Annotated in this window: 5 protein-coding genes; 4 read left to right on the forward strand and 1 reads right to left on the reverse strand. The window is 74.3% G+C overall.

The genetic code is table 11. From position 1 onward, the window contains the following. The coding region (locus tag RWM17_RS12820; protein ID WP_314104240.1) for an FUSC family protein at positions 1-692 on the forward strand (692 nt) is incomplete at its 5' end. Between the two features lie 26 nt (positions 693-718). Here the strand turns inward: RWM17_RS12820 and RWM17_RS12825 are convergent. Then, positions 719-970 (reverse strand): hypothetical protein, encoded by a 252-nt coding sequence (locus tag RWM17_RS12825; RefSeq protein ID WP_314104241.1) that lies wholly within the window; start codon positions 968-970, stop codon positions 719-721. A gap of 90 nt (positions 971-1060) precedes the next feature. On the opposite strand from RWM17_RS12825, the gene RWM17_RS12830 reads away from it, so the two are divergent. The 3 genes from RWM17_RS12830 to RWM17_RS12840 form a co-directional block, all read left to right on the forward strand. Then, positions 1061-1342, forward strand: coding sequence for a hypothetical protein (locus tag RWM17_RS12830; RefSeq protein WP_314104244.1), 282 nt, complete (start codon positions 1061-1063; stop codon positions 1340-1342). Positions 1343-1745: 403 nt separating this feature from the next. After that, positions 1746-2708, forward strand: coding sequence for a 3-oxoacyl-ACP synthase III (locus RWM17_RS12835; protein WP_314104249.1), 963 nt, complete (start codon positions 1746-1748; stop codon positions 2706-2708). Beyond that, positions 2705-4110 (forward strand): alpha/beta fold hydrolase (locus RWM17_RS12840; protein WP_314104247.1); only part of this gene is annotated, 1406 nt, incomplete at its 3' end. The genes RWM17_RS12835 and RWM17_RS12840, both read left to right, overlap by 4 nt.

Raw genomic sequence — 4110 nt, forward strand, 5'->3', positions numbered from 1 at the left:
GCTGGAACCCGCCCGGCCCCCTCTTCCCGGTCTTCGGGCTCGGCGTCTGCGCCTTCGTGCCGGCGGTGCCGGCGAGCATCGGGGTCGCGGCCGTCGTGTCGTCGCTGAGCGTGCTGCTCGCCCTCGCGACCTCGCTCGTCGGCCTGGTCCGCCGCTCCGGGCGTCGGGCCCTCGCCGAGCCCGGCGCCCGGGTCGTCGGTCGTCCGGTCGTCCCCGTCGACCTGCGCCGCGTCCTCCTGCACGCCGGCGTGTGCCTGGTGGCCTCGCTCGCGGCCGGTCTCGTCAGCGTCGGGCTCGGGCTGCAGAACCCGTACTGGGCGATGGTCTCCGCCGTGGTGCCCGTCGTGGGGCGCGCGACGTCGGGCCAGTTGCTGCGAGCCGGCCACCGCCTCCTCGGCACGGTCGTGGGGCTGGGCCTCGCGGCCCTGCTGCTGGTGCTGCAGCCGAGCGCCGTCGCGCTCGTCGTCGCCTTCGGGGTGCTGCAGTTCGCCACCGAGCTCGTCGTCGCGCGGAACTACGGCCTGGCGCTCGTGTTCATCACGCCGATGGCGCTCGGCATGCCCGCGATCGGGGGCGGCCCCGTCGACGTCGGGGCCCTGATCGCGGCCCGCGGCGCCGACACCGCGATCGGGGTGGGCATCGTCGTGCTGGTGCTCCTCGCCACGCACCGGCTGCGCAGCGCGCCCGCGTGAGACCGGGCCGAGCGGGCCCGGGTCGCCTAGGAGGCGTCGGCCTGCGCGCGCGCCCGACGGTCGCCCCGGGACCACCAGACGAGGTCCGCGACGCCCTGCGCGATCAGCAGCACGGCGACGACGGACACGATCAGCGTGATCGTCTCGACCGGCCCGCCGGAGGTGAGGGTCAGCAGCTGCACGACGAGTCCGAGCACGCCGAGGACGATCTCGAAGACGGGAGGCAGGACGGTGCCGTTCTTCGTCAGCGTGAACCAGGGGCGGCGGAGTTCGCTCATGGTCCGAGTCTAGGGAGGACGTATCCTCGTCCGGGGCGCCCCGGACGGCGACACGGCACGCCGCCGCGCGGCACGACACAGGAGGCCATCGTGAGGACCAGGCAGGTGCGCGTCGACCCCGACGTCCCGAACTGGCTGCTGACGAAGGACGGCGGCCTCGTGCGGCCGGTCGTGACCGTCCTCTCCGCCGGGCTGCTCGCGGCCAGCATCCTCACGAGCCTGCTCGTCGGGGGCGGCAGCCTCACCGTCGTCGCCGTGCTGCTGCTCGTCGTCGCCGTCGCGGCGACGGCCTGGGCCGTCGTCGACGTCGTCTGGTGGACCCTCGGCGGCCGTCGCCGCGTCGTCCGCCTGCCGCGCGACCCGGGCAGCTGAGGCCTCTCCGCCCGACGACACATGCTGCCGAGGGCATGTTCGTGCCCCGCGATCCTGGCAACCGCACAGAGAACTGCGCCGTAAACTCGACCGATGCACCCGACCGGTGCTCACGATCTCTCCGGCTGCCGACGACCACCGTTCGTCGCCCGAGCCGGTGCACACGCCCGAGACAATTCGACAGGGAGTCCCGTTGACAGGACACGCCACGACAGGCGCGGCGCCCACCGACGCCGCCTTCTTCGGAGCCGACGCCGCGACCCTCGAGGCCGACGCCGCCGTGCGGGAGGCGGGAGCCGCCTCCGCGGCCGCCCGCGACGACGACGCCGCGGTCCCCGCGGTCGGGGCAGGCAACGCCACCACGCGCCACCGCAACGTCGCGCTGCTCAGCGTCGCGAGCACCATGGCGACCCGCGTCACCACGTCCGCCAGCATCGACGAGAAGCTGCGCCCGGTGCTCAAGCGCCTCAAGCTGCCGACCGGCCTGCTGCAGCGCGTCGCTGGCGTCGACGAGCGCCGCAACTGGGCCGAGGGCCAGAGCTTCGACGAGGCCGCGATCGACGCCGGCAAGCGGGCGCTGGCCGAGGCCGGCGTCCGACCCGACCAGGTCGGCCTGCTCATCAACACGTCCGTGACCCGGCCGCACCTCGAGCCCTCGGTGGCCGTCCGGCTGCACCACGGCCTGGGGCTGCCCTCGTCCGCCACGAACTTCGACATCGCGAACGCGTGCCTGGGCTTCGTCAACGGCATGACCCTGGCGGCGCAGCTGATCGACGCCGGCCAGATCGACTACGCCGTGATCATCGACGGCGAGGACGCGGACGACGTCCAGGTCAACACGATCGACCGCCTCCTGACCAAGGGCTACGAGCGCGACGACTTCATGAGCGAGTTCGCGAGCCTGACGCTCGGCTCCGGCGCCGCGGCGGCCGTGATCGGCCGCGCCGACCGACACCCCGAGGGGCACCGCATCCTCGGCGGCGTCACCCGGGCGGCGACAGAGAACTACGACCTCTGCGTCGGCAGCGTCGACGGCATGTTCACCGACGCGAAGGCCCTGCTCAAGCGCGGCATGGAGCTCGTCGTGTCGGCCTGGAAGGAGGCGGCCCGCGACTGGAACTGGCAGCGCATGGACCGCTACATCATGCACCAGGTCAGCGACGTCCACACCGGCGCCTTCGTCAAGGCCGCGGGCATCGACCGCAAGCGCGTCCCGCTCACCTACCCCACCCTCGGCAACGTCGGCCCGGCGTCGATCCCGATCACCCTCGTCGAGGAGTCGCGGACCCTCACCAAAGGCGACCGCGTGCTGCTGATGGGCGTCGGCTCGGGCATCAACACCGCGATGATGGAGCTCGCCTGGTGAGTCGCCTGCCCTCGGCCGCGCGGGCGACGTCGCCCGCGACGCTCCCCCCGGCCGGGCTCGACGGCCTCGACCCGTCGTGGTCGCGGCTGGTGACCGTGCCCGCAGGAGGCGCCGAGCGCGTCGAGCGCACCTGGCACCTCCTCGACAACGCCGCCGCTCTCGAGGCCCTCGGGGCGGAGCCCGTCGGGACCGTCCTCTGCGTGCACGGCAACCCGACGTGGTCCTACCTCTGGCGCCGCCTCGTGGCGCAGTCCACCGAGGCCGCCTCAGCTGGCCGGCCTGCGTGGCGCGTCGTCGCCGTCGACCAGCTCGACATGGGCTTCTCCGAGCGGACCGGCGTCGAGCGGGGCCTGCCGCAGCGGGTCGCCGACCTCGCCGCGCTCACCGACGAACTCGGCCTCGACGGCCCCGTCGTGACGCTCGGCCACGACTGGGGCGGAGTGGTCTCGATGGGCTGGGCGGTCGACCACCCAGGCCAGCTCGCCGCGGTCACGATGCTCAACACGGCGATCCACCAGCCGGCCGACGAGCCGATCCCGGGGCCCCTCCGCCTGACGCTCGCCCGCGGCGTCCTCGGACGCGCGACCGTCGCGACGTCCGGGTTCATCGACGTGACGCTGGGACTCGCCCACCCACGGCTCACGGACACCGTCCGTGCCGGTTACCGCGCGCCCTACCTGTCGGCGGCGCGACGTGGCGGCGTCGGCGGGTTCGTGGCCGACATCCCCGTCGACCAGCAGCACCCGAGCCGTGCCGAGCTCGACCGGATCGCAGCCGCCCTGCGCGACCTCACCGTGCCGAGCCTGATGCTCTGGGGCCCGCGCGACCCGATCTTCGGCGACCGCTACCTCGACGACCTCGCCGACCGCCTCCCGCACGCCGACGTTCACCGCTTCGAGGGCGCCGGGCACATGATCGCCGAGGACGTCGACTACGCGGCCGCCGTGCTGACCTGGCTGGGCGACCGGTTCCCCGAGGGGCCGACGCGCGCCTCCTCGTCCGCTGACGGCCGTGCCTCCTCGACCGGCGGCGGGGCCGCGTCGTCAGCCGCAGACCTGACGGGCACGGCGGCGACGACCGCCGAGGAGGTGCGGGGCACCGTCCAGGACCGCCCGCTCTGGTCGTACCTCGACTCCCTGGCCGACAGCCCGGAGGCCGCCCTGATCGAGATGGTGCCGCACGGCGCCGCGCGCGGCTCCGGCCCCCGCCGGGTCAGCTGGCAGCTGCTCAGCCGACGCGTGCACGAGATCGCGCTCGGCCTCCGCAAGCACGGCGTGCGCCAGGGCGACCGGGTGTCGCTGCTCGTGCAGCCCGGGGCCGACCTCACCGCCGTGCTCTACGCCTGCGTTCGGATCGGGGCCGTGGTCGTCGTCGCCGACGCCGGGCTCGGCGTCCGCGGGCT

It is taken from the genome of uncultured Frigoribacterium sp., assembly GCF_963515265.1.
Taxonomy (GTDB): domain Bacteria; phylum Actinomycetota; class Actinomycetes; order Actinomycetales; family Microbacteriaceae; genus Frigoribacterium.

Coding starts and splice junctions, on each gene's coding strand:
- RWM17_RS12825 (WP_314104241.1), bottom strand. CDS start 970: ATGAGCGAACTCCGCCGCCCCTGGTTCACGCTGACGAAGAACGGCACC.
- RWM17_RS12835 (WP_314104249.1), top strand. CDS start 1,746: ATGGCGACCCGCGTCACCACGTCCGCCAGCATCGACGAGAAGCTGCGC.